The organism is Pedobacter sp. Leaf132 (assembly GCF_920984695.1).
Taxonomy (GTDB): Bacteria; Bacteroidota; Bacteroidia; order Sphingobacteriales; family Sphingobacteriaceae; genus Pedobacter.
The window spans coordinates 179,502-199,664 of sequence record NZ_CAKLBO010000006.1 but is presented as its reverse complement, the minus strand read 5'-3'; the positions used below and the strand labels follow the sequence as shown (position 1 = coordinate 199,664).

Below are 20,163 nucleotides of genomic sequence, written 5' to 3'. Positions count from 1 at the left end.
ATTTGCCATACTCAAAGGGGTGCTTTTTGAAAATGCATTGTCTGTTGCAATCAAAAGGCTGAGATTACACCCATTTAAGAGGTTTAAGGCATAGGAGTTAAGGTTTAGGGTTTTTATCCTTTACTTTATAACTCAAGCCTTTTACCTTTTAATGCACCTGATTCGGATAATGCCGACGTAGGGAAGAGGTTAAAGCTATTGCTGTTTCGCCCCTGAAAACAGTTTTCAATTATTTTATATTTTTTTGATTCATCAGCTTGGAGCTAGATTTCTGCTGTAAATCAAATTATTTAACATGTGTTGTAAATGAATTTTCAGGATTGGTTTAAACTTTTTGTTGAGCAAATTGCAAATACATCTATAGTGGAGTGGTTTGCGGTAGGTTTTGGGGTTTCAGAAGTATTATTGGCTAAAAAAAATAATATCTGGTTATACCCAACCGGCATAATTTCTATCTTGTTATCGATGTTTCTTTTGCTAAATGTAAAACTTTATGCAGAAATGTTGCTGAGCATTTATTATCTTATAATGAGTGTTTATGGATGGATAATCTGGAAAAAACGAAAAGAAGAAGGCGAAAATCAGGTATCCTGGAGCTCAAAAAGAGATTTAACGATAGCTGTATTAATTTCAACTGTTGGCTTTGCCGTCTTTTATTTCGCATTGCGAAATCATACTGATTCTGACGTACCAATTTTAGATGCCTTTGTTTCGGCAACGGCTTGGGCAGGAATGTGGCTTTTGGCAAAACGAAAAATAGAAAATTGGATTTTTCTAAATATTTCCAATATCGTAGCTATCCCGCTTTTATTTCATAAAAAACTTCCTTTAATGGCTTGTTTAACTATCTTTTTGTTCGTGGTAGCCATATTTGGTTTTTTCGATTGGAAAAAAATTATCAATAAAAACAAATTAAAAGCTGGGGTATAATGGAAACTTTGACGAATACATACTGGCAAAAAACAGTTGCAGAATTTGCCGCTCAATCAGAAAAAATCGGTGAACTCCATCCCGAAATTTTAGCGATTGCTTATCAGGAAAATTGGTTTAAACTATTTGTACCGGAAGCTTACGGTGGTGCAGGTAAGAAACTTCCAGAAATTTTAAGGTTAGAAGAAGCGCTTGCTTATGCAGATGGTAGTTTAGGCTGGACCATCACCCTTTGTGCAGGAGCGGCATGGTTTGCAGGTTTTTTAAATCCCGAACTGGCTCTAGAAGTTTTTGCTGATAAAGCAGTTTGCTTCGCCGGGAGTGGAGCAGTTGATGGCACAGCAGTTAAAATAGAAAATGGATATTTATTAAAAGGGCATTGGAAATATGCCAGTGGCGCTTTGCATGCTACCGTTTTTACAGCAAATTGTATCATTAAAAATCAAGATGGTACAGATGTTTTAGATGAAGATGGCAACCCAAAAATTATGTCTTTCATCTTAAAGAAAGATGAGGTTCAAATTTTATCAGGATGGTCTTACTTTGGCTTAGTTGCAACTGGTAGTCATGCTTTTGAGGTTAATAATTTAGAAGTTCCAGCAAACCGAACTTTTAAAATAAACAACGATATCAAATTTGATGAAGCTGGATTTGATTATCCATTTTTACAGTTAGCAGAAACTACACTTGTAGTAAATACTTTAGGCATGACAAATCATTTTATTGATTTGGTTGAGGAAGCTTTTCTTACAAGAAGCGGATTAAAAAGATATTCTGAGAAACAGCTTTTGTTCTTTAAATCAGAATTAAAAGCTTGTAAGGAGGATGTTGAAGAACTTCGATTTAACTTTTATAAAACTTTTGATGAATCGTGGGATGAATTACAGGTAAATCATTCTATTTCTAGCAATACTTTAGATAATTTGAGCTATGTAAGCCGTAAACTTGCCCACACCTGTTGGAGGGTTGTCGCCAAGTTATATCCATACGCTGGCTTGGAGGCTGCAAAAAAGGAAACTGAAATTAACAGAGTTTGGCGAGATATTCATACTGCCAGTCAGCATGCTTTATTAACTTTTATTGATTAATGCGATACCGTTTCTGGCTTAATATTATCCTTAAAATCTTTAAGTAGTTTGTCTAATTTTGGCTGGATAACAAAAGCACAGTATGGCTTACCTGCGTTTTTTGTAAAATAATTTTGATGATAATCTTCCGCCTCGTAAAAATCAGTTGCTAATGAGAGTTCAGTAATTATGGGCTTCTTAAATATATTTTCTTTGGTTAATTTATTTATAATTTCTTCAGCTTGTAGTTTTTGTTCATCACTGTTGTAAAAAATTATGGAGCGGTATTGAGCGCCGATGTCATTACCTTGCCTATTGAGCGATGTTGGCGTATGGGTTTTAAAAAACACCAGCAGTAATTCTTTAAAAGAAATGACATTTTCATCAAATTCAATTTGAATAACTTCGGCATGTCCGGTGTCACCATTAGAAATTTCCATATAAGTTGGGTGTTTTAAATTACCACCCATGTATCCAGAAACTATCCGTTCTACACCGTTTAATGTTTGAAATACAGCTTCAGTACACCAAAAGCACCCGCCGCCAAAAATTGCTGTTTGCATAGTTAATAAACGTAATCTTTTATAAAATGGTTTTACTATGCAAAGGAAAAGCGCCCATGCTTTGGCTATGGGGGCTCCGGTTATATCTTTCTGTCTTTCATCTTCTTTAACTCTTCCTGAAGATGTTTGCTATCTCGATTTTCTGCTTTAGATTTTTCTATTGCGAGTTTTTGATTTTTAATTGCTTCCTCATAAAATTCCAAACGGTATAAAATGTGAGCGAGTGTATCATAATATCCACTTATAGGATTTAATTCTATAGAACGCCTGCTCCAAATCATCGCTTTGCTTAAATGGTTAATGTTTTTGGTGCCAATCTCATAAAATTTGTAAGCTGCATTATTTAGTTCATTTGCATAGCTTGTAGATGTTGGGCCAACGGAGATTACAGATTGTGTATACGAAGTGGCGCCTTTAGCTTTCATTAAACTATCCATTTTCTCTTTTGATACGATGTTTTGGTTTAATATTGAAGGCAAGCCGCGTTTTTCCATCGCTTTACGCTCGTTAGCTTCCATTCTCTTTATACTATCGGCTCCGATTCTCATGTAGTAATTGTCGTAATGATATATAGCCGTTTGTAAGTATCTGGTCGTATCTTTCACAGCTAAATAGTAGCGCATCATCTGCGTGTCGAAACTTTTTTGCCCCCTCACATAATCATTAGTCCAGGTGCCTCTTGTAAAATTAGCTGCAGATTGTGCTTTCTGTAAATTTTTAGCTTTAATCGCATCATTCATGGTATTATTAATCATGAAATTATTGATTGCTGAGCGTTTGGCAAAAGGTTCTCTCTTGTAAATGCTATCAATTAATTTACGATTAGTATGAGCAAATTTAAAGGCATTTCCATCAATATGCGGTCCGGCTTCAAGGATGTATAATACAGTTTGATAATTGTTAAAGTCTTCAATTTTTAAATTTTGTACATAATCTTCTATCAACTCTGCATTATTGTTTATGCCAATTTTCTTTCTGGTATCAATCAATTTTTTGAGTAATTGTACATCATTTTTATCAGCAGCATATTCCTGTTCAAGTTCTGATAATGATTTTTCTTTCCATGCCTTTAAAGCATTATCAAGCATCAATATGTATCTGCTCTGCGATTTCGAATTGCCAAAATCTTTAAAAAATACTTCCTTATTAGAGCGTAGAAATATATAAGCAGGGAAAGTGCTAGTTGCCGATTTTGATAAAATACTTCTAATGGAAGTATCAGTCATGACTGTTTTGTAAGCGATAAAATTTTCATTTATTCTTTTTATTATTTCAGCATCATCAAAGGCAGAACTAAAATCTACTTTTGCACCTAAAGGCGTTACTGGTGCGGTTATACTTGGTGGCGAAACAATTAAAAGAACAGGTTTTACTTTTTTAACAGACTGTTCAACAGCTTTAGCCAATGTAGATTCTGTATTTAATTTTTGAGCTAAACAATTTACGCTAAGCAGAATTGCAAAGATTAAAGAGGTTAATTTGGTTTTCATAAGAGCTTAAAGATTTTGGTTAATATACAAAAAGCCCGCAGATGTATGCGGGCTTTCACTATTATTGGTATTGTATATAAATTGGTTTAGGCGTAAGCTTTAAAAGCTCCTCCGGCGTCATCAACCTGTTTGGCGCCTTTTTCAAATCGTTCTTGTAAAACAATTTAAATCCGGTAAACTGAACAGGTTCCGAAAAAATGAAATGCCTGTATGTTCCTTTTTTCAGTTCTGGTTCTCCCCATCCATCCATGTGTATTACCACCTGTACTTCCGGACGAAGTTTTATATTTTGAGAGTTTGTTACCATTTTTTTTGTAAAACGATGTAATACAAAAACTTTAGGAGGAAGGTTATGCTTTTTCACAATGTCAGCTAAATAACCGGTAACATAATTTATATCTGCAGCATCATAGGTTCCTATTTTTTTACCAGGTAAAGAACCATCTTTCATCGAAAACTCAGGGTCGATACCTAAATGAACATAAGGTAACTCTAAATATTTTTCGATGTGAGGTAATTCTGCTTTTATGGTGCTTAGTGCAACCTGCAAATCTAAAAACACAATGGTATTTGGTTGCATTTTGGCAATTTTTAAAACAGAATCAATCTGTTTGTTTCCCATGCGGTTGATGTATTTACCATCTCTACCAGGTGTACCACTTGCTACTGCTGCAATATAATGCAAACCAGGTTGCACCGGAGTAGTAGGATCTGCTTTTTCCCAACGTTTAACTTCTGTATTTAGGCGTTGCCACATCTCTTTTGGAGCGTACTCACCTAGAGCACCCATTTTTTTTGAATGTAAATTACCGTAATAAACAACAATTCTTTTAAAAGGTAAAATTGCGCCAGCCAGCGGATAAGGCTGGTTTTTGACTGGCCATTTGCCAGTAGTATCTGTTATAGATAGTTTTTTAACTAATGAATCATAAAGTTTAGGATCAACTGGTTTCATTACATTTACAGCTGAGTCCGTTTTTTTCTTTGTCGTATCAGTAGAAAAGATTTTACCAATGCCGCCACCGCTTTTGCCATCAGAATTGCAATTAGCAAACAAGCTTATTGCGGCAAAACCCAACACTACTGTGCCGGTTAATTTTGGAAATTTCATAGATATAGTTTAGGTTAAGTTTTAGACAGTTTTTCCGAATCTGTTTGGGATGAAATTATAACGGAAAATTGAGAGTTCAAAATAAAATAATTAACATTTACACATTACAGAATTTACCGAAAACACCAAGTGGAAGTTTTACACCTTCACTTGCCTGTAAATATAATTCGCCGGTTTCTAAATTTTTAACAGATGGATAAGATGTTCTGATTAAGTTTTCTACAATAACAGATGAGAAACCTAATGAATATGTATTTAGAATAAGAAAATGTTCTTTCTCATCGAGGAGATGAACAACATCCTGCATCATTTCCTGTATATGGTCTTCTAATTTCCACTTTTCTCCATTCGGACCATGGCCATAAGCAGGTGGATCTAAGATGATGCCGTTGTATTTTTTGCCTCTTTTAAGTTCTTTTTTAACAAATTTTAAAGCATCTTCAACCATCCAACGGGTATTTTTTAAACCAGAAAGTTCCTGATTTTCGTTAGCCCAGGTTACAACTTGTTTTATAGAATCTACATGGGTAGTTTCTGCGCCAGCAGCATTTGCAATTAAAGAAGCGGCACCAGTGTAAGCAAATAGGTTTAATACTTTTGGTTGGGGTGTTTTAAATTTCTTAATTGATGAAGAAATATAATCCCAGTTAACAGCCTGCTCGGGGAAAACGCCAACATGTTTAAATGAGGTTAAGCCCAGGCGTAATTTAATAGCAACTTCATTGTTTTTATATTCTACATGCCATCTATCCGGAATATTTTGATTTTTCTTAACCCACTCTCCAGATGTTGCAGAACGGCCTCTAAATGTAATATTTGCCCTTTTCTTCCATTCCTGTTCAGATAGTGTTTTTTTCCAAACTGCTTGTGGCTCCGGACGTATTAAAATTGCGGTTCCAAAACGTTCTAATTTTTCGAAATCCCCACAATCAATAAGTTCGTAATCTTTCCAATGGGTTGGGGCAAGTAATTGTATCATGTAATTAAAATAACTTTAAGCTTGGGTAATTTTTGATGTGTTGGTCATCAGTTATTAATGTTAAATCGTTTGCTAATGCCTGCGAAATAATCATTCTATCAAAAGGATCTTTGTGGATTAATGGTAACGTTAAATATTTGTCGAAATCTGATTTTTGAAAATTTAATATAGTAATACCAAAGCTGGTTATTACATCATACATTTCTTGAATGCTTCTTGTAACAATTAATTTGCCAATATTAATTTTCACTATAATTTCCCAAATACTAGCAACGCTGATGAAAATTTTATTTTCTTTATTTTCAACTGCTCTGATATATCGAATATTAAATCTTCTTCATTGTTAATAAGAGAAATAAAGATATGCGTATCAATCAAATATCGCATTACATAAAGTCTGTAAGATCTTCTAATGGTTCATTAAAATCTTTAGGGATAATAAATAAACCCTTCGCAGCACCATATAAGCCTTTAGGTTCTTCAACTACATTATGAACATCAGAAATTTTTGCAGAATCCTTAGCATGCTTGGCTTTCAAAAAATCAATAAAATCTTCAACCTCATTTACCATATTTTTAGGTAAGGTTTCTAATTTATCCATGATGTTTTTTGTCGCCGTAGTCATAAACAAATATAATAATTTTATTAAAATTTATCTTTGGCTGCTTTCATAAAGCGGCTGGCGAAAACGAAGTCATTTAGTTCTTTAATATCTGTATGGGCGATTTCTTTGTTACTGCCTTCCCAAAATTTCTTTCCTTCGTGTAAGAATAAAATGTAATCACCAATTCCCATTACAGAGTTCATATCGTGTGTAACAACAATGGTGGTGGTTTTAAATTCTTCTGTTAATTCCTGAATAAGTTCATCAATTACAATTGATGTTTTTGGGTCTAAACCAGAGTTGGGCTCATCACAGAACAAATATTTTGGATTCATCGAAATTGCACGGGCAATACCCACACGCTTTTTCATACCACCTGATAATTCAGCCGGGAACAATTTATTTTTACCAGCCAGATTAACCCGTTCGAGGCAGAAATTAACTCTATCTATCTTTTCACTACGGGTTTGGTCTGTAAACATATTCAACGGAAACATAATATTGTCTTCCACTGTCATACTATCAAAAAGTGCCGAACCCTGAAAAAGCATGCCTATTTCTTTACGAACATCTATACGTTGCTCGTAAGTCATTGGTGTAAAATCACGTCCATCGTATAAAACAGAGCCAGAATCTGGCTGATGTAAACCAACCATACATTTAAGTAATGTTGTTTTACCCGAACCTGAGCCACCGATGATAAGATTTGTAACGCCTTCTTCAAACTTACCAGAAATGCCTTTTAAAACTTCATTTCCGGAGAAGGACTTGTATATATCTTTAATTTCAATCATTACAATAATAATTGGGTAACTAAATAATCGCAAACTAGAATTGAAATACAGCTAATAACAACTGCTCTTGTACTTGCTTGTGAAACTTCTAATGCGCCACCGCGTACGTAAAAACCTTCGTAAGCCGGAACTGACGTAATGATAAATCCAAATACAAATGCTTTAACCAAGGCGACAACAATTGTGTATGGATTAAAATCAGTTGTAATACCTTGAATATATTCTGCAGGCGTTACTGCTCCAGAAATTGAACCGCCAATATAACCACCAGAAATACTTAAGAACATAGAAATAATGACCAACATTGGAACCATTGTTATGCCTGAAATAATTTTTGGAAGAATTAAATAACCAGGTGCATTTATACCCATAATCTCGAGGGCATCAATTTGCTCGGTAACCCGCATGGAGCCAATTTCTGATGAAATTGCAGAACCAATTTTACCAGCTAAAACAATTGCACTAATGGTTGGGCTTAGTTCAAGTATGCTCGAATCTCGGTTTACAGAACCAATAATGGTTTTAGGAATAAAATCGCTAACTAACTGGAAGGCGATTTGCAAAGTCATTACTGCACCGATAAAAGTAGAAATGATTGCAATTAAACCCAGCGAACCAACTCCAACATAATCCATCTGTTTGGCTATTTCCTTTAAATATATCTTCAGTTTCTCCGGCTTCCTGAATACAGATTTGAGTAGCAGTATATACCTGCCGAAATTGGTAAAATTCATTCCGTATGTGTTGCTTAATTTAAATGTATGTTATAATACTACAAAGAAACGATAAAAAAGTTGTAGCAATTGTTAATTGCAAAAATATTCGTGGTTTTGATTATAAATATGGTTTTTTGCTTACAAAAACTAAACCGCGACACATGAAAGCTTTAATAACTGGCGCTACAAAAGGAATTGGAAAAGCAATTGCAATTAAGTTATGGCAAAATGGCTATGATTTGGCACTTATCGCCAGAAATCAAAAAGAACTCGAAAGTTTAAGAGAAGAACTGCTATCAACAGGGCGAACTGTTTTAATTTATGCTGCAGATTGTGCCGATAAGAATGAGGTTTATGGTTTTTTAAATCAACTGGATAAAGATTTTGGTTTTGTTGATGTTTTGGTTAACAATGTAGGTGCTTTTTTGCCGGGCAGCATGCTTGATGAGGATGATGAAGTTTTTGAAAAACAACAACAGTTGAATTTGAATTCATCTTATTACATCAGTAAATTTTTTGGTAAAAAGATGCGTTCAGCTAAACGAGGGCACATATTTAACATCTGCTCGGTAGCGAGTAAAATGCCTGTAAAAAATGGTGGGAGTTATAGTGTAACAAAAGCAGCGATGTTAAGTCTTAATCATGTATTGCGGCAAGAGTTAGCACCACACAACGTAAAAGTAACTGCCTTTTTGCCGGGTTCAACCAAAACATCATCCTGGGAAGGAACAACAATCCCGGATGAAAAATTTGTACAGCCCGAAGATATTGCAGAAACTTTGTTTACCATTTTAAACTTAAGTAAAGGTGTAAACGTTGATGAAGTTCTAATCACTCCGCTCGATTTTTAAACACAAAATGAAAAACGTTATGGAAAAGAAGCTTTTTAGAAACGAACACGATAAAATGATTGCCGGTGTAGCTTCGGGTCTTGCAGAATATATGCAGGTAGAAGTAACCATAGTAAGGTTGTTGTTTGTATTATCTGCAATATTTTTTGCAGGTGGCGGACTCATTGCCTATATAATTATGTGGATTATTGTTCCGGTAAATAATGATCCGGCTGCCAAATTCTCAAAGTTTAATGATTATTTAAAAAATAATCCGAGTGCACAACCCTTTGGTACTGGAGCACCTTTTACTGGTCCGGTTGGGTCAACTAATACAAATTGGAATCAACCATTAAATGATACTCAAAAAGCGCCATTTGAAAGCCATGCCGATTTTAGTAAATACAGCAAACCTAACGATACCGGACGTACAATTGGTGGTTTGGTTTTACTTGTTATTGGCTGTTTCTTTTTAATGAGAGAGCTAGATTTTATTCCGGATTGGTTTCGCTTCAGAAATTTCTGGCCAGTAATCTTCATTGTATTAGGTATTAGCATTATCGCAAAAGCCAAAAGAAAAAATGATTGGGCTGCATTTCAAAATCAACAAGCTCCGGCAACTGAGCCAACAACTGAAACGGTTACAGATGCAGTTATTGTTGAAGAAACTGTTGCTCCAAAAGATGAAAATAATTCAAATCCCGTTAACCCTCAGGTATAAATATTATGAAATTAGATAGATTAATTTGGGGTATTTTACTGCTTTTTATTGGTGGTGTACTCTTGCTGGAAAACTTTAACGTAATTACTTTTTACTGGCGCAACGTTTGGCATTTTTGGCCAGTGTTTTTAATAATTGCTGGTTTAAACATACTTTTTAACAAAAACAATTCGCAAACTGGCAGCATTATTTCAATAGGTGTATTGGTTATAACACTATCTTTTCTATTTGTAAAAGGCCAGGAGCGACCAGAGCGTGGTAATTGGTTTGGAAATAAGTACAAAAATGATGTAGATATCACTATTGATGATGATAATGATAACGACACAGACAATGATGAAGATACGGTTCGTAATAATCTGAATTTCTCGGAAGCTTTTAATGCAATAGACAGCACTAAAAAAACAATTTTAAATATATCCGGAGGCGGAATTTCTTTTAATCTTGATGGAGAAACCTCAGATTTGATAAATGCCGAGGTGAAGAAAAAGCGACACAGCAACTTTTCATTAGTTAAACAACTTACTGATTCTGCTACAGTTTTAAACTTTAAAATGGATGGCAAAAACAATAAATGGAACTTTGGTGATGGTGGAAATGACGTTGATTTTAAATTAAACAAAGCGCCAAACTGGGATATAAACATGAAGTTAGGTGCAGGCGAGGCCGATTTTGATTTTGAGCATTATAAAGTACGTTCATTCCGTTTTGATGGTGGGGCAGCTTCTTTAGAAATAAAAATGGGTGATTTACTGCCGATAGCTGATGTCGTTGTAAAATCTGGCGTAGCCGATGTAAAAATTAAAATCCCTACAAATTCTGGCTGTCGTATCAAAACTAAAACCGGTTTATCAGCAAAAGATTTTTCTGGTTTTGAGAAATTAAGTGATGGCGTTTATGAAACCTCGAATTACAAAACATCAACCAAAAAAATATTTATTAATTTGGATGGCGGTTTAAGTAACTTTGAAGTATCAAGGTATTAAGTTATAAGTTTTACGTTATAAGTTCTACGTTGAATGCGTTAATTTTAAGCGCACTTAACGTTGCCGAAGTCTTGATTGAAGATTTAACTATGGTGTTGTTCTCGCAATACTTAAAACTTACTATTTAAAGCGTATAATTCAATGGAATACACAGTTGTAATAAATGGCAAACCACAAGGGCCATATAGTTTATCAGAACTTGCGCAACTAAATATTACACCTACTACATTTATCCGTAAACCAGGGATGGATGATTATAAAGAAGCTCATGCAATGCCAGAATTGCGTGAGCTTCTTGGTTTTAGTCACCAAAAAACCGCTCCTCAGTATTTTGCTGGTTTCGATTTAAGATTACTGGCATCAGTTATAGATCATTTCCTTATTTTCATCATTTATTGCGTTTGTATTTTAATCAGCTTTGCTTTTATAGAAGGTAAAGACCAACGCATTATGGCATTTGTAACGCCTCTTCCACTAATTTTTATTTTTAAGTTGATTTATGGGATTTTCGCAGAATCATCTAAAAGGCAAGCCACATTAGGAAAAAGATTGGTGAATATTAAAGTAACCGATTTAGAAGGTTCAAGACTTTCTTTTGCTCGTTCTTTTGCTCGTAATTTCTCCAAAATTTTATCTGTAGTCCCTGTTTTTTTTGGATATTTCTATAGTTTCCTCAATAAAAAAAATCAATGCTGGCACGATATAGCTGCAAATAGCCTGGTGATAAAAGATAGGTTGATTTAATAATTATTTGGTGATTTTTTTCTGGTGATTACTTGTAATATTCACTAATCCAAAATTCAGTCATTCTACCCTTAAGTTCATTCATTCTCTCATTCAAAATTCTCTCATTCAATATTCTATCTATATCTTTGCAATCGCATGGAAAATATATTGGCAAATCAAGCGCTAAAAGGTGGTTATTGCAACAGTTTAACGCAATATTCGAGGTTTTTAACCCGCGAAGTAAAAATTGGTGATATCGCTTTAGGCGGTCATAATCCAATTCGTATCCAATCGATGACAACTACTGATACCATGGACACCCTTGGTACCGTAGAACAAACCATCAGAATGGTTGAATCGGGTTGTGATTATGTTCGTATTACCGCACCAAGCATTAAAGAAGCCGAAAATTTAGCCAACATCAAAAAGGAACTTCGCTTTCGCGGATTCGATGTTCCATTAATTGCTGATATACACTTTACACCAAATGCTGCTGAAATGGCAGCCAGGATTGTAGAAAAAGTCCGTGTAAATCCAGGTAACTACGCTGATAAAAAGAAATTTGAGAATTTAGAATATACACAAGACGCTTACAATGCTGAGCTTGAAAGAATTAATAAAAAATTTATTCCGCTGATTAAAATTTGTAAGGAATACGGTACAGCTATGCGTATCGGTACAAACCATGGTTCACTTTCTGATAGGATTATGAGCCATTATGGCGATACCCCTCGTGGAATGGTAGAATCTGCAATGGAATTTATCCGCATGTCCGAAGCCGAAAACTATTACAATTTGGTTATCTCAATGAAGGCCAGCAACACGCAGGTGATGGTTCAGGCCTATCGCTTACTGGTTGAAACAATGGTTAAAGAGGGTATGAATTATCCTTTACACTTAGGCGTAACCGAAGCGGGTGATGGTGAAGATGGTCGTATTAAATCGGCAGTGGGGATTGGAACCTTGTTGGAAGATGGTTTGGGTGATACCATTCGGGTTTCGTTAACCGAAGACCCGGAATTTGAGGCGCCGGTTGCAAAAGCTTTGGCCGATAGATATTTGAATAGAGCTGAAAGTCAAAAGCTTAAAGTTGAAAGTAGCACTGTTGTAATTCATCCCGAGCTTGTTGAAGAACAATCACCAACTTACAATCCATACCAATATTCCCGAAGAATTACCGAATCGGTTCAACATATTGGAGGCCATTACCATCCGGTAGTGATGATTGATGTAACAAAAGAAAATCTTAAAGACCCATATTTTTTAAATGCAATCGGTTATAATTATAGTGCGGGCTTAGATAAATATAACCTGGCAGACCAGGCTTGTGATTTAGCTTTTTTAGGCGATAATCTTCCCTCTTTTTCTTTTCCGGGGAATTTAAAACAAGTTTACAATTACCAGACCTGGCTAAAACTTCAGGATAAAAATAATTGCCATCCGCTTATTTCTATTGATGATTTTAACAGCACTGCTGTAAAGGATGAACATTTAAACTTTGTAGAAATTGATGCCACAGAATTTAATCATATTTCACTTCACCAATTACGTAATGTTGTGCTGGTACTAAAAACATCAGCCAGCCACGGTATGGCAGAACAAAGAGCGTTTTTTATCGCTTTGCAAGAAAAGAATATTCAAATTCCGGTTATCATTAAAAGAAGTTACGAAAACTTAGGTGCTGATAATCTTCAGCTTTATGCATCAACAGATTTAGGTGCTCTACTAACTGATGGTTTCGGCGATGGCGTTTGGATTGATGCCATGGGGCAGGATTTAGCTTTAATAAATTCTACAAGCTTTGGTATTTTACAGGCAACCAGAACCCGAATCAGTAAAACAGAATACATATCTTGTCCAAGTTGCGGTAGAACGCTTTTTGATTTACAAGAAACTACACAATTGATTCGTTCAAGAACGGATCATTTAAAAGGCCTGAAAATTGGAATAATGGGCTGCATTGTTAACGGACCAGGCGAAATGGCAGATGCCGATTATGGTTATGTAGGTACAGGCCCAGATAAAATTACCTTATACCGAGGACAAGAAGTTGTAAAGAAAAATGTAAATACTGCTTTTGCTTTAGATGAGCTTATTGAAATTATTAAAGGTGATGGAAATTGGGTTGAGAAAGTTTAATTGTTTTTTCGTTTTCTATTCCAATCCATTTGTAGATTGTAAATAGAAAGTTTTACTATTTGTATTAGCCAGACGGTTTTTTTTCTTTTGACACCAAAAGAAAAAAAAGTGTCGGCTTAAAATTTTTATATTAGAGTTTGTACTGTGGCTTGGTCAGTGGATTCCAAAAAATTTGTTAGGCCGATTTTAGTAGAACGAAGAGATAATGCTTAGGCTCAGTAGGGTGTATAAGCAATGCGAAAATAATTGCTTATGCAATTTCTTTATTAACTGCACACAATTTAATAACTAGCCATTAAAAACTAAATTACCTCAATGAATATTCCAACCTTTCAAACCATATTTAGCGAATTCAGGAATTGGCTTATTGAAAAAGATTTATCTGGTGGAGATTTAATTTATTCTTATTTTTTTATTGGAATAATTGGTGTAATTCTATTTCTTTTCATCACCATTTTTTTAACCCGGCAAGTATTTATTTTTGTTGTAAAAAGCGCAAAAACCAAACGCGATTGGCAGAATGCGCTGTTCGAGTTTAGGGTTTTCAGGGCTTTTGCTTTAATTTTCGGCGCATATATAATTTACAATGCAGTTCCTTTTGTGTTTGTGGATTTTAAAGACTGGCTTTTCTATGCTTTAATTATCTCAAAAATTTATGTGGTTTTAGCCACTATGTTTGCAATTAATGCGTTTTTAAATGCCATGGTTTCCATTATGGAGGCATCGCGTAAATATGCTGATAAACCCATAAGAAGTTATAAACAGGTCGCTAAAATCATCATTTATATTTTAGGTTTTGTTTTAATTCTATCTATAATTCTTGGTCAATCGCCGCTTTATGTTTTTGGTGGTTTTGGAGCCGTAACAGCAGTTTTAATTCTGGTATTTCGCGATCCGATTTTAGGCTTTGTTGCTTCTGTGCAAATGAGTGCAATTGATTTAGTTCGTGCTGGCGATTGGATTACCGTTGAAAAATATGGGGCGGATGGTGAAGTTACGGAAATCAATTTAACCACCATTAAAGTTAGAAACTGGGATAAAACAGTAACCATTGTGCCGAGTTATGCCATTGTAAGTGAATCGTTTAAAAATTGGCGGGCAATGGAAGAAAGTGAAGGTAGAAGAATTAAAAGGCACATAAACATTAAAATTTCGAGTATAAAATTTTGTGATGAGGATTTAATTAATCGACTAAAAAGTATCGATTTTTTGAAAGATTATATTCGCGAAACGCAAAAACAAATAGAAATTTTTAATGCCGAAAACACCGTAGATCCAAATAACCTGGTTAATGGTAGGCACATGACAAATATTGGAACTTTTAGGGTTTACGCAGAAAAATACCTTGAAAGTAACCCATACATTAATACAGATTTAACCTTTATGGTTCGCCAGTTGCAGGCTACAGAAAACGGCTTACCTATCGAAATTTATGTATTCTCAAAAGAAAAAGCCTTAAAAAGATTTGAAGAAGTGGCGGCAGATATTTTCGATCATTTATTGGCTGCTGTTCCTTATTTTGATTTAGAAATTTTCCAAAGCCCAAGCGGAAGCGATATGAGAGGCTTTGTTGGTAGAGGTAATGATTAGCGTTCAACTTCCAAAAAAAGGTTTTAACATTTAACTTTAAAGGTTATTTAAGCTCGCTTCTTCTTATTTTTTTTCAATTTCTCAGATGGAAAAAATTAGTAATGTAGCTTATTCTCCTAAAAACATTAAAACCTTCTCACAAACCTTAAACAAAAGCGGCGGCAAAGTTCCACTCTCAAACGGATGTGTTGCACCATAAACATGATTTGCGCCTTCAATTCTTACCAATCTGCTATTTGTATTTGCATCAGCTAATTTCTGTGCATTTTCAAAAGGAACGTTTACATCATCATCTCCTTGAATAATTAACCAAGGTATATTTACTCTTTTGGCTGCTCTCAAAATATTTAGCGTTGCAGCATTTTCTTCAAAATCTTTTAAAAGAGAAACATTTAAAGGCATTTGCTCTTTCGTTCTGGCATTGGTTACATATATCTTTCCGTTGCTTTTCCATTCCGCTTCTTGATCTTTTTTCCAAAGACTATTAAAACTTGATATGGCGCTCCAGGTAATTAATTTGCCAATGCGTAAGTCGTTAGCGGCTTCGATTATCGCCAAACCACCACCACGGCTGTGCCCAATAATATTTACTTTCGCTTCTTTGCCGAAAGATTTTTCTATAAAATCCAGCACAGCATTAACATCAAAAAGCTCTTTTGAAAAAGTGTTTTCTGCAAATGCATTTATGTCGCTAACATCTTTTGGGTTATCGGCCGGAACTCCGCTGTGCGATAAATTAAATTTAATATAGCGGTAGCCATTAGCTGCAAAATATCGGGCAACAAGATTGTGTGCACCCCAATCTTTAAAACCTTTAAATCCGTGAACGAAAAGTATAATTGGAGCATTTGGATTAATTTCATCAAATGTTATGTCGCCAATAATTAATTTTCCGTCTGCACCGCTAAGGCTAAAATTGCTTTGTGTTATCATAGTGTTTTAACAATATTTATTGGAATAGTGTTTGTCTTATCTTGTGAAAATAAAAGCTATGACAACAGAAAACCAAACACCAAATCCAGAACAAGAAAACGGATTTTTTGATAATTTAAAGGATAAATTTAACGAATTTAAAGAAAAAGCCGAAGATGTGATTGATGATGTGAAAGATAAAGCTGAAGACATTTGGGAAGATACCAAAGTTAAAGCCGAAGAATTAAAGAACGATGCTGAGGAAAAGTGGGGAGATTTGACATCAAAAGATAAAGAGTAATTGTCTTGTTTAATTTTGGAATAGGCAGGGTTTTATACCTTGTCTATTTTTTTTAAACCAGGTTATTTTACATCTCCTTTCATTAAAAAAGGCTTTGTCATTCTTTTGCATCTATTTAAAACCGTTCTAAATTGATGTAAATTACAGATTAATGACGGTGACATTCACCAAGCCTGTTACTTTTGTATCCCGATAATAGTTAATAACGGAAGCACTTGGAATATTTAAAAGTAATAGCTTTTACGCATCATCACATCGACTTACAATCCTTAGGAAAGTTGGTTATTTGTGATCAGAGTTTAGAGAGCAGATTGAAAAATCTTCAAGCGGAACTTCCCGTTAGCGAAATTTTCTACATTGGTACCTGTAACCGTGTAGAATTCGTTTTTCTTACCAAAGAAATCACGGATAAAGAATTTGTAACTAAATTTCTTACCGTTTTAGATATGGGTTTGCCTCCAGAATTTATGGAGCGTTTCCTTGATAACGTTACGGTTTATGAAAACGAAGAGGCTTTCAATCATTTATTAAGAACATCTTGTTCTTTAGAAAGCTTGGTTGTTGGCGAGAAGGAAATCCTTGCTCAAATACGTAAAGCTTACGAAAATTGCCGCGATGCAGGTTTTACCGGCGATTATATGCGTATGATAATGGATAGAGTAGTTAAAACTGCTAAAGAGGTTTATACGCATACCAATATTTCAAAAAATCCGGTTTCTGTTGTTTCATTGGCTTATCGCAAGCTTAAAGAATTAAATATGTGTGGTAACTCACGCGTATTAATTATTGGTGCCGGCGAAACCAACCAAAATATTGCAAAATACCTTAATAAGCATAAATACTCCAATTTTTCAATTTTTAACCGTACACTTTCTAAAGCAGAGACACTTGCCGAAGAACTAAACGGTAAAGCTTACGCCTTAACCGAGCTCGAGAATTTTACTGAAGGTTTTGATGTAATCATTACTTGTACTGGCTCTACCGAAGCAATTATTGATGAAAAACTTTATGCTAAATTGCTGAATGGCGATACAGGCAAAAAAGTAATTGTCGATTTAGCTATCCCAAATGATGTAGCACCAGCTGTGGTTCACAACAATCCAATTCATTATATTGAGGTAGAATCATTAAAAGAAGTTGCCCGTAAAAATATTCAAGAGCGTTATAACGAGTTGGTTCACGCCGAAGATATTATCACCGCAAATATTGCCGAGTTTTTTACCGTTTTAAAACAACGTCGTATAGAACTTGCCATGCAAGAAGTTCCACGTAAAATTAAGGAAATCAAAAACACAGCTATAAATGGTGTGTTTGCCGATGAAATTAGCCAGATGGATGAAGCATCTCGTGAAGTTTTAGAGCGTGTAATGAACTACATGGAAAAGAAATATATTTCCGTACCGATGATTATGGCCAAAGAAATTTTGGTCAAAGAATCTTAGGGTTTAACCGCAAAGAGCGCTAAGCTAAGCTTATATTTACTCACTCTTCTTAAATTGTAAAATAATTAGAAAAGGAAGTTTCTATACTTATCGGTTATTTCAGTCCTGCTCTTCCTGCCCTCCGGCAGGCAGGCGTTTCAATCCTTTTGTCAGTGTCAGTTTGAGCTTGTCGAAGACCTGCAACAAAAAGTATTTTCACTTCAATCTGGTTTAAGAATGTAAAGTTTGTACAAGAAAATAAAAAACCTTTCATAACGCTTAAGTGACACTCATGAGGCATTGTTTGGTCGCTCGTCATTTGCTTGGAACGAAGCAATCTCTTTAAATCAATATGTGATAAAAGAATTTGCTTCAATCGGTCGAAAATCGATTTCGCAATATCAGAAACCACCCCGCCCTGCGGGCACCCCTCCAAAGGAGGGGAATTGTAGTCCGCACAAAAATCCGCTCAATGTTTATAAAACTTTGTAGACTTTCAACTTTTTACTTTTAGCTTTCCACTAAGAACTGTAACCTCACTGTCTCATTTTTAAACAATTCATGGTATAAACCAAATTAACCTTAAATTTGCAGTTCATTTAATCTTTATAGTGAAGAAATTAACCATCGGAACACGCGGTAGCGAACTTGCTTTATGGCAAGCCAATCACATTCAAAGTGAATTAGCTGCACTCGGAATTGAAGCAGAAATTAAAATTATTAAAACGCAGGGCGATAAAATCTTGAACTTGCGTTTAGATAAATTAGAAGGAAAAGGTTTTTTTACCAAAGAATTGGAAGAAGAGCTTTTGGCTGGTACAATTGATTTAGCAGTTCACTGCTTAAAGGATTTGCCAACTAATCATCCGGCTGGTTTAACCATTGCTGCAATACCTACACGTGAAGAGGCGACCGAATATCTTTTAATTTTAAAAGATTGTGTTGATGTTTCGCAAAAGCTTTCTTTGAAAAAAGGTGCAATGGTGGGTACATCATCAAACAGAAGAAAAGCACAGTTATTAGGTTTACGCTCTGATTTAGAAATTGAAGATTTACGAGGAAACGTTCCAACGCGTATACAAAAGCTTCGCGATGAAGATTATGATGCCATTATGCTTGCAAAAGCTGGTATTAAACGTTTAGGCTTAGATGTTAGCGAATTTCATGTTGAAGAATTAGAGCCAACTGAATTTGTTCCGGCTCCTGCACAAGGTGCTTTGGCTATTCAAATCAGAGAAAATGATGCTGAACTTTTTGATGCTTTACAAAAACTGCACGATCCTGCCACAGCCGAAGAGGTTGGTGTAGAGCGTAAAGTTTTGAACCTTTTTGAAGGTGGTTGCCATATGCCTTTAGGTTGTTATTGCAAAAAAGAAGATGGCGAATTTGAGGTATGGACTTCAAAAGCTGAAACTGCTGATGATTTTCCGGAGCGTTTATTTTTACGTTCTGAAACTACCACGGGCTTAGCAGAAAAGATTGTAGCTAAATTTGATAAAGAGCGTAAGAAACCTGCAAAGGTTTTCATCTCTCGCGAAATTGGCGAACACAGTTATTTCCGTAAAGCTTTAGAAAGTAAAAATATAGAAATTGAAGGTCGTTCGTTAATTCGCACCTTTCCAATTGTTACTGTTTTAGACCAGTTTATCTTAAAAAATATCGATTGGATTTTCTTTAGTAGCCGCAATAGTGTCGAATATTTCTTCAACCTAAAACCACAATTGCCAAAGAAAACACAATTTGGTGTTGTTGGCAGAGGCTCTGAAGATGCCTTGCGTAAGTTTGGGCATTTTGCAGATTTTGTAGGAACAAGTGGCGATATTAGTGAAGTTGCAGAAGATTTTGCAAAATTGGTTTCAGGTAAAAATGTTTTGTTTCCAAGAGCACAGGATTCATTACAATCGATTCAAAAATCGTTACCGGCTGATGCGAAAATTATTGATTTACCAATTTACGAAACGGTAATAGAAGAAAATATAGACCAAAGTTATGCTGATGTATTAATTTTTACCAGTCCATCAAACGTGGATGCGTATTTTGCAGATAATTTACTAGAGCCTGGTCAGCAAGTGATTGCGATTGGAAACTCTACAGGTAAGAAATTTGATGAAATGGGTGTGAAATATGCTTTACCGTACTCCCCAGATGAAATTGGATTATCAGAAGCTGTTTTTGGAATAGAGATTAGATAGAGGTTTAGGGTGTAGGGTTTGATGTTTAAGGTGTAGGGTTTGAGGGTTAGGGTTAAAGGTGTAGGATTTGGGAGCAGAAAGTTTAAAGCC

General features: G+C 35.2%; 20 protein-coding genes and 1 riboswitch. Of the genes, 11 read left to right on the top strand and 9 right to left on the bottom strand.

Features of this window, described 5'->3' with window-relative positions; all coding sequences use genetic code 11:
- Window positions 1-5 precede the first annotated feature (5 nt).
- A riboswitch (TPP riboswitch) is annotated at window positions 6-201 on the top strand.
- 105 nt (window positions 202-306) lie between these two features.
- Window positions 307-930, top strand: a complete 624-nt coding sequence (gene pnuC, locus LUA86_RS13140) for a nicotinamide riboside transporter PnuC (RefSeq protein WP_231463438.1) — start codon at window positions 307-309, stop codon at window positions 928-930.
- Window positions 930-2,018, top strand: a complete 1,089-nt coding sequence (locus LUA86_RS13135; RefSeq protein ID WP_231463436.1) for an acyl-CoA dehydrogenase family protein — start codon at window positions 930-932, stop codon at window positions 2,016-2,018. Before pnuC ends, LUA86_RS13135 begins: the two co-directional genes overlap by 1 nt.
- Here LUA86_RS13135 and msrA read toward each other — a convergent pair.
- The 8 genes from msrA to LUA86_RS13095 all read right to left on the bottom strand — a co-directional run bounded on the left by msrA (window position 2,015) and on the right by LUA86_RS13095 (window position 8,273).
- Window positions 2,015-2,560, bottom strand: a complete 546-nt coding sequence (gene msrA / locus LUA86_RS13130) for a peptide-methionine (S)-S-oxide reductase MsrA (protein WP_231463434.1) — start codon at window positions 2,558-2,560, stop codon at window positions 2,015-2,017. The two genes, LUA86_RS13135 and msrA, sit on opposite strands and share 4 nt — an antisense overlap.
- Before the next feature lie 80 nt (window positions 2,561-2,640).
- Window positions 2,641-4,050, bottom strand: coding sequence for a hypothetical protein (locus LUA86_RS13125; RefSeq protein ID WP_231463433.1), 1,410 nt, complete (start codon window positions 4,048-4,050; stop codon window positions 2,641-2,643).
- 61 nt (window positions 4,051-4,111) lie between these two features.
- A complete protein-coding gene (locus LUA86_RS13120) occupies window positions 4,112-5,161 on the bottom strand; it encodes a hypothetical protein (protein ID WP_231463431.1) in 1,050 nt (349 codons plus the stop codon).
- A 97-nt stretch (window positions 5,162-5,258) separates the two neighbouring features.
- On the bottom strand, window positions 5,259-6,140 hold the full coding sequence (locus tag LUA86_RS13115; RefSeq protein ID WP_231463429.1) for a class I SAM-dependent methyltransferase: 882 nt from the start codon (window positions 6,138-6,140) through the stop codon (window positions 5,259-5,261).
- Window positions 6,141-6,144: 4 nt separating this feature from the next.
- Entirely contained in the window at window positions 6,145-6,456 is a 312-nt protein-coding gene (locus LUA86_RS13110) for a type II toxin-antitoxin system VapC family toxin (protein ID WP_255713464.1), read from the bottom strand.
- Window positions 6,457-6,526: 70 nt separating this feature from the next.
- On the bottom strand, window positions 6,527-6,742 hold the full coding sequence (locus LUA86_RS13105; RefSeq protein ID WP_231463427.1) for a DUF2281 domain-containing protein: 216 nt from the start codon (window positions 6,740-6,742) through the stop codon (window positions 6,527-6,529).
- A gap of 44 nt (window positions 6,743-6,786) precedes the next feature.
- On the bottom strand, window positions 6,787-7,539 hold the full coding sequence (locus LUA86_RS13100; RefSeq protein ID WP_231463425.1) for an ABC transporter ATP-binding protein: 753 nt from the start codon (window positions 7,537-7,539) through the stop codon (window positions 6,787-6,789).
- Complete coding sequence (locus LUA86_RS13095; RefSeq protein WP_132403625.1) at window positions 7,539-8,273, bottom strand: ABC transporter permease; 735 nt, start codon at window positions 8,271-8,273, stop codon at window positions 7,539-7,541. Before LUA86_RS13095 ends, LUA86_RS13100 begins: the two co-directional genes overlap by 1 nt.
- 143 nt (window positions 8,274-8,416) lie before the next feature.
- Between LUA86_RS13095 and LUA86_RS13090 the strand changes: the two genes are divergently transcribed.
- The 6 genes from LUA86_RS13090 to LUA86_RS13065 all read left to right on the top strand — a co-directional run bounded on the left by LUA86_RS13090 (window position 8,417) and on the right by LUA86_RS13065 (window position 15,247).
- Window positions 8,417-9,106, top strand: a complete 690-nt coding sequence (locus LUA86_RS13090; RefSeq protein ID WP_231463423.1) for an SDR family oxidoreductase — start codon at window positions 8,417-8,419, stop codon at window positions 9,104-9,106.
- Between the two features lie 19 nt (window positions 9,107-9,125).
- On the top strand, window positions 9,126-9,806 hold the full coding sequence (locus LUA86_RS13085) for a PspC domain-containing protein (RefSeq protein ID WP_231463421.1): 681 nt from the start codon (window positions 9,126-9,128) through the stop codon (window positions 9,804-9,806).
- 5 nt (window positions 9,807-9,811) lie between these two features.
- Entirely contained in the window at window positions 9,812-10,792 is a 981-nt protein-coding gene (locus LUA86_RS13080) for a LiaI-LiaF-like domain-containing protein (RefSeq protein ID WP_231463419.1), read from the top strand.
- A 141-nt stretch (window positions 10,793-10,933) separates the two neighbouring features.
- On the top strand, window positions 10,934-11,536 hold the full coding sequence (locus tag LUA86_RS13075) for an RDD family protein (RefSeq protein ID WP_231463417.1): 603 nt from the start codon (window positions 10,934-10,936) through the stop codon (window positions 11,534-11,536).
- 138 nt (window positions 11,537-11,674) lie between these two features.
- Window positions 11,675-13,657 (top strand): (E)-4-hydroxy-3-methylbut-2-enyl-diphosphate synthase, encoded by a 1,983-nt coding sequence (gene ispG, locus LUA86_RS13070; protein ID WP_231463415.1) that lies wholly within the window; start codon window positions 11,675-11,677, stop codon window positions 13,655-13,657.
- Window positions 13,658-13,972: 315 nt separating this feature from the next.
- On the top strand, window positions 13,973-15,247 hold the full coding sequence (locus LUA86_RS13065; RefSeq protein ID WP_231463413.1) for a mechanosensitive ion channel family protein: 1,275 nt from the start codon (window positions 13,973-13,975) through the stop codon (window positions 15,245-15,247).
- A gap of 108 nt (window positions 15,248-15,355) precedes the next feature.
- Here LUA86_RS13065 and LUA86_RS13060 read toward each other — a convergent pair whose 3' ends face one another.
- A complete protein-coding gene (locus LUA86_RS13060; protein ID WP_231463411.1) occupies window positions 15,356-16,180 on the bottom strand; it encodes a S9 family peptidase in 825 nt (274 codons plus the stop codon).
- 58 nt (window positions 16,181-16,238) lie between these two features.
- On the opposite strand from LUA86_RS13060, the gene LUA86_RS13055 reads away from it, so the two are divergent.
- The 3 genes from LUA86_RS13055 to hemC all read left to right on the top strand — a co-directional run bounded on the left by LUA86_RS13055 (window position 16,239) and on the right by hemC (window position 20,073).
- Window positions 16,239-16,460, top strand: a complete 222-nt coding sequence (locus LUA86_RS13055; RefSeq protein WP_231463409.1) for a YtxH domain-containing protein — start codon at window positions 16,239-16,241, stop codon at window positions 16,458-16,460.
- Window positions 16,461-16,675: 215 nt separating this feature from the next.
- The gene (gene hemA / locus LUA86_RS13050; RefSeq protein WP_231463407.1) at window positions 16,676-17,902 is read left to right on the top strand and encodes a glutamyl-tRNA reductase; all 1,227 of its coding nucleotides are present in this window, start codon (window positions 16,676-16,678) and stop codon (window positions 17,900-17,902) included.
- A 590-nt stretch (window positions 17,903-18,492) separates the two neighbouring features.
- Window positions 18,493-20,073 (top strand): hydroxymethylbilane synthase, encoded by a 1,581-nt coding sequence (gene hemC, locus LUA86_RS13045; protein ID WP_231463405.1) that lies wholly within the window; start codon window positions 18,493-18,495, stop codon window positions 20,071-20,073.
- Window positions 20,074-20,163 lie beyond the last annotated feature (90 nt).